General features: G+C 41.6%; 6 protein-coding genes and 1 pseudogene. All 7 read right to left on the bottom strand.

The genetic code is table 11. The features are described from left to right. Nucleotides 1-101 (bottom strand): TAT-variant-translocated molybdopterin oxidoreductase (locus Q0625_RS14945; protein WP_366125062.1); only part of this gene is annotated, 101 nt, incomplete at its 3' end. Nucleotides 102-192: 91 nt separating this feature from the next. Then, entirely contained in the window at nt 193-1,536 is a 1,344-nt protein-coding gene (locus tag Q0625_RS06160; protein ID WP_298824594.1) for a c-type cytochrome, read from the bottom strand. A 270-nt stretch (nt 1,537-1,806) separates the two neighbouring features. Further along, nucleotides 1,807-2,574: a hypothetical protein gene (locus tag Q0625_RS06155; RefSeq protein ID WP_298824591.1), complete on the bottom strand. Its 768-nt coding sequence runs from the start codon at nt 2,572-2,574 to the stop codon at nt 1,807-1,809. A 151-nt stretch (nt 2,575-2,725) separates the two neighbouring features. Beyond that, nucleotides 2,726-3,505, bottom strand: coding sequence for a hypothetical protein (locus Q0625_RS06150; protein WP_298824588.1), 780 nt, complete (start codon nt 3,503-3,505; stop codon nt 2,726-2,728). Between the two features lie 59 nt (nt 3,506-3,564). After that, entirely contained in the window at nt 3,565-4,089 is a 525-nt protein-coding gene (locus Q0625_RS06145; RefSeq protein WP_298824585.1) for a hypothetical protein, read from the bottom strand. Between the two features lie 426 nt (nt 4,090-4,515). Next, the gene (locus tag Q0625_RS06140; RefSeq protein ID WP_298824582.1) at nt 4,516-5,718 is read right to left on the bottom strand and encodes a phage portal protein; all 1,203 of its coding nucleotides are present in this window, start codon (nt 5,716-5,718) and stop codon (nt 4,516-4,518) included. 193 nt (nt 5,719-5,911) lie between these two features. Next, nucleotides 5,912-6,147: pseudogene (locus Q0625_RS06135) on the bottom strand (heat-shock protein Hsp70); the annotation flags it as partial.

Genomic DNA, 6,147 nt, shown 5'->3' with positions numbered 1-6,147 from the left:
GGGAGCTTATCGACAAACTCATTTTGATGAATTTGCTCTATCACAGGGTTGTTCGTATCCAACTCCTCTACACTTCTCCAATATTTTTTTTCTGATGACATGTTCTTAATTGTTAATTGTTAATTGTTAATTGTCAATGAACCATAAATCGTCATTGGTCACTCGTCATTAGTCATTAATCATTAAACATTATTAGTAGTGACACTTACCACATTCGAGACCGCCGAGTTCGGCGATGGTGAGCTTTTCTTTACCATATTTCTTAGCCAATTGCTCATGTATCTTTTCATAATACGGATTGGCATCATTGACATTGGTAGTACGGTGGCAGTTGATACACCAGCCCATGGTAAGAGGGGCGTGTTGTTCTACCACTTCCATAGTTTGCACATCGCCGTGGCACTGTTGGCAAGCCACGCCAGCTACGGTTACGTGCTGAGAGTGATTGAAATATACGTGGTCAGGGAGGTTATGGATACGAGTCCATTTCACTGGTTTCTGTACGCCTGTATATTGCGCGTTTTCAGCATCCCAACCTACGGCGTCATATAATTTTTGGATTTCTCCGTCATAGAATTCTTTGGTATATTGGTCAGTTACAGGGCCTGTATACTCTTCTATATTCTTATGACAGTTCATACATACGTTGAGTGAAGGGATACCTGCTGTCTTGGAAGTACGTGCAGCAGAGTGACAGAACTTACAGTCTATCTGGTTATCCCCAGCGTGTATCTTGTGAGAATAATGGATTTCCTGAATAGGTTGGTAACCTTGGTCTATACCCACTTGCATGAGGTAACCATAAGCAAAGTAGGTAGAGGAGAAGAACAAAAGAGCAATCACACAAGCGGTGATGATCTTATTCTTTGCAAAAACATTCCACAAAGGATAATATTTGCTTTGTTTGAGATACTCTTCGCTATTGTTTTCTTTTGCCAATTTCTTTACCTCGCGGTTTGCCTTTACAATAATAAAGATAAGGGCAAGCAATAGCAGTACAGAGGCTGAAAGGAGTACTATAGGAAGCGATTTGTTTCCACTCTCTTTCACAGGTGCTGCTGTAGTGGCAGCGGTATCGCCTGTAGCAGCAGGAGCCGCATCAGCGGTAGCATCGCCGGCAGGAGTTGCAGGAGTTGCAGGAGCGGCAGCAGCCTCAGCCTTAGCAGGGTCAGCTACATAAGCAAGCACATCATTGATATCCTGATCAGATAAGATAGTCTCATAAGCGATCATAGGTACCTTGTTGTACTCCTCAAAGATAGCGATTGCATCCTTATCACCAGCGGCGATCAAGGCTTGGCTATTCTTAATCCACTTGTGTAGCCACTCAGCAGATTTTTTCTCAGTAATACCCCCAAGTGGAGGTCCTACGAGCTTTCCTTCCAACTTATGACAAGCTGCACAGTTGCCCTTGAACAAGTCTTTCCCCTTGGCAGGGTCGCCAGCATCTTGTCCAAACAAGTATATAGGGAAAAACATCATGAGAAGCCACATCACTTGCCATGATTTTCCCTTATAATTTCCACTCTTTTTCATAAAAAAGCTATTAAAAACAAAAAACTATCTATTCTTTTTCTTTGGTAATAATATTTTTACTCTGTATCCCTTGCAACCACAAGGGTTAAGCGTCTCTATTACTACGGTGCAAAAATACAAATTCTTAATTAAAATTAAAAGGGCTGTAGGTGTTTTTATTGTAATTTGTAAAAAGTCTAAATAATAACAAGTGTTAGTGGTTAGTGATTAGTGGTTAGTGACTAATCCTATTGCATTTGTTACTTGTTCCCCCTTCGGGGGTTAGGGGGATTATTCATTCCCCTTCGGGGGCTGGGGAGATTTTTCACTTTTGAGTTCTTCTGAGGTGAAATGAAATAATTTGCTTCCCTTTTGAACATAGATGCTTTCAGCTACATAGTAATAAGTACCTGTATCCAAGTCCTTGACTAAGCCTACGCTTCCTATAGACCATCCCACAAAAAACTGCAAACATACTCTATAATGTGCCAGCTTGAGTACTTGTGCTGCATAAGTGGTTATTTCTTCTCTAAAAGAAGGATTATAAGAGGCAATTCCCTTATTATGTTTGTAAATATACTTTACAATAGGATAAAGGTCGTCAAACTGTTCTGCATCCTGAGCTAACTGCTTATCTTGTTTAAGATCTCCTGTACTTTTGATCAAGTAAAGTATTCCTTTTGTAGAGAGATGGACATAGTACTTACCCAAATCGGTATCTCTTTTTTCATGCTTAGCTTTCTCACATTCTTCTCCATAAACAGAGAAAGTATGTACATGAAAAGATAGGTAATGCCTATCTACCCTCTTATAAGTACCTTTAGTAGAGGCAAAACAATCCAGTCCACAAGGGGCAAAATAAGTACTATAAAAAGTCTTATCCTTAGCAAAATTTATATGATATCCTGCTCTTACTTGGGTTGTCTTTTGCAGACGATACATCTCCACGGGGTTTCTTTCTCCAAAGAGCTCAATGAGGTACCACTTGCCTATTATCTTTTTTTGTGCGAATGCTGAGGAACAAACGCCTAAGAGGAGTAGAAGTATTATGTGTTTCATATTGGTTTTATTTTTAGGTACAAAGTTAGTGGTTAGTGATTAGTGGTTAGTGATTAGTGGTTAGTGATTAGTGGTTAGTGATTAGTGATTAGTGATTAGTGACTAATCCTATTGCATTTGTTACTTGTTCCCCCTTCGGGGGTTAGGGGGATTATTCACTATCTTTCGGGGGCTGGGGAGATTTTTCACTATTCACTTCTTCTGAGGTGAAATGGAAGAATTTGTTTTCCTTTTGAGTAGTTTCCTGCTGAGCAGTATTGTCCTTGACTACATAGAAATAAGTGCCTGTATCCAAATCCTTAACTAAGCCTACATCTCCCGTATACCTTCCTACAGAAAACTTCAAACAGACTCTATAATGTGGCAACTTGAGTACTTGTGCTACGTAAGTGGCTACTTCTTCTTTAAAAGAAGGATTATAAGAGATATTTTCTCCATTACGTTTGAAAACATACTTTGCAATAGAATTAATATCGTTAATCTGCTCTGCATCCTGAGCTAATTGCTTATCGTAATCGAGATCTCCTGTACTTTTGATCAGGTAAAGTACCCCTTTGGATGGGAAATGAATATAGAACTTACCCAAATCGGCATCTATTCCTTCATAATTCATCTGACATCCTATTCCAGAGACATAGAAAAAATCTGCATGAAGGGATACATAATGTCTATTTATTTTTTCATAGACCCCACGAGTAGAAGGAGAACAATCGTCCTTAGATGAGGAAAAGTAAGAAGCAATAAAAATCTTATTCTCAATAAAGTTTATTTTGTACCCTCTTTTTTCTTTAGTTTGCCTTTCTAAACGATACATATCCATAGAGGTTTTTTTCCCAAAGAGTTCATAGAGATACCACTCGCCTTTTATCTTATTTTGAGCGAATGCTAAAGTATAACTTCCTAAAAGAAGTGTAAGAATAATGTGTCTCATATTGTTTGATTCTATACAGCGTACAAAATTAGTAAAAATTATTGATAAGTGGTGGCTTTTCATTCTTCTCTATTCACTTTAAAAAATTCTTTGAGTTTGCCCTCTTTTTCATAGTTATAGAGTGCCTTCATTACCCAAGCGGGGGGATACTTGCCATGAGTGAGGACGAAGATATTTTTGACGGCCTTACTTACAGGGTATAGCAGGGTCATCAGTTGGAGGGTACTCTCAAAGAGTTCGCCTGTTTTGGTATCGGTTAAAGGGACTTCTAACAATTCCAAAAGGATATATACCGCCGCAATGACTGCAAGCATTTGGGCGTTTTTCTTTAGCAGTTCCTGTAAGGAAAAAGTACGCTGACGCAGGTGGTAGGCAACCCCGACAAACATATTGACCACAAGGGCAACTGCTAATGCCACCAAGAAAGCCTCATGGGTCTGTTGCCAAGAGTGGAAGTAGCGGTATAGGAGCATGATGGGGGCGCTACGAGAGAGCGTTTGCCAAAGGTAATACAGCCTATCACGTAAGGCTATGGCCGTATCGGAATGATACAAGAGGACTAAGGGAACAAGGAAAAAAAACATGATTAGTTTTGAGTTTTAAATTTTGAGTTTTGAGTTGGTTGTAAGTTGTAAGTTTTAAATTTTGAGTTGGTTGTAATTTAAGTTTCGCAAGTTCTGTAACTTATTGATATTCAAAACCTCCCCCTACCCCCCTCCAAAGGGGGAATGAGATAGTTTATGATTCTCAAGGAGTTAGAGAGAGGACATTTTCCAGATTGATAGACAATTTTTATCTTTTTCAACGAATTTATTCCCCCTCTCGGAGGGGGCAAGGGGGAGGTTTTCTTTGCAATATATTGATTATTAATCAATTATAAACCTAATTATAACCTAAAAATGACTTGCGAAACTTAAAGTTGTAAGTTTTAAATTTTGAGTTTTGAGTTTTGAGTTAGTGTAAGTTTTGAGTTCTAAGTTAACTCAAAACTAAGAACTCAAAACTCAAAACTATATAAGTTCTTGAATATGTGCGGTAATCTCCACTGTGGCAGCGGCTTGTCTCAAGGGCGTATGTAGGCAGGGGAGGTACGCCTTGAGGATCGCTAAGCGGCGGGCAAGGTAGGCATCGAAGATCTCACGCTTGTCCTGTACCTTGAGGGAGGCATCGAGGAAAAGGAGCTTGAGGGCAGCACCCGAAGGGGGCGACATGGAACGGACACTCTGATAGGAGATGTCGGGAGTCTGTGTGAGCGTATAGATCATTCGTAGCAGGGTATCCATCTCCAGCTTGACCGACTCAGGGGCATTGTGCCAAGAGATATACTGCATGGAAGCATCTTTGTCCCCCTCTATAATCGCGCCAGGCTCGCCCTTTTGGCTCCAACCCTGTATGTGTCCTGTAACAAACAGCTTAGGTGCGGCATGGTAGTCGTTAGTCTCGGCGAAATTGGACAACAGGTGCTCCAATCGCTCAATGAGCGGATCCACTTCTTCGGTTTCTCGGTGGGGCTGATGGGCATATACCACGGGAATCTTCCCAATAGGATTGGGCTTAGGGTACCCCTCCTCCAGTAGATATTGTCCTGATACCATGCGCCAAAGATAATGGTGGGTAGCCGTGTAGGTCTCAAAATAATCCGTCAGCTCCCCTACCCCTGTTTGGGTATTTGTACTAAGACTCTTATAAGCACGGGAGAAAGCCGTCATATCGCCCGTTTGGTCAAAATAGGGATAGAGGGTATCCCCAAAAGCAGGTGAAAAAAGACTACAACGGAGCTTGAACTGGCAGGGAAAGCCATAGTCATAATGAGTGGTTGCCGTAGGAATAGGATACCACAGCTCGGCACATTCACCAAAAGAGAAAGTAGCGCGTGCAATACGTCTATTCAGGCTGTTGTCCTTCGCCTGAGTGAGGATTTTCAGGATAGCCGCATAGGCTTGTTGCTCCTGCTTGTCCTCACTAGCACATTCATAACGCACTGACTTGCCAAAGAGAAAAGCCACGGAACGCTTGATGATAAGCTGTTGCAAGGGCAGTGCAATGCGAGCTACAGGCTCCATGCGTACGCCCTCGGTAGTCTGTACCTGCTTATCCCGCCTAAGCACGGGGTCATTGACAGGGTGAAGCGCAGGATTAAGTGCTTTTTGCGCTTCCGTAGGATTGGGTAAGGGAGCATTGCGCCCCGACTTGAGTAAAGAAATGTTTATCATAATTAAGTGAAAAATGAAAAGTGATTAGTGATTAGTGATTAGTGAATAATGAATAGTGAAAAGTGAAAAGTGAAAAACGAATAGTGAATAGCAACTAAGTGAAAAACGAATAGTGAATAGCGAATAATCCCCCTAGCCCCTGAAGGGGGAGCAAGTGACAAATGCAATAGGATTAGTCACTGGTCACTGGTCACTATCTAAGTCCGAACATAGCCGCTAAATCTACTTTCTTTGGGGGTTGTCGGCATTCTATGGAACCCGTAAGGGCATCTGGGGCATCATCATGGGCGTTGCTACCCACACGGAGGTAACCCGTAAGATCGCGGGCAAACTTCGGGAAGCGCTTCTTCCAATCCAAAGGCATCTTGATCAGTTTCTGTACCGAAGCTGAAGCGGCAAAAATCCTTGCTGCCTTGTTCTGCCCTTGAT

The organism is uncultured Capnocytophaga sp. (genome assembly GCF_938029845.1).
Taxonomy (GTDB): domain Bacteria; phylum Bacteroidota; class Bacteroidia; order Flavobacteriales; family Flavobacteriaceae; genus Capnocytophaga.
The sequence above is the reverse complement of the archived record's forward strand: the minus strand, read 5'-3'. Positions and strand labels throughout refer to the sequence as shown.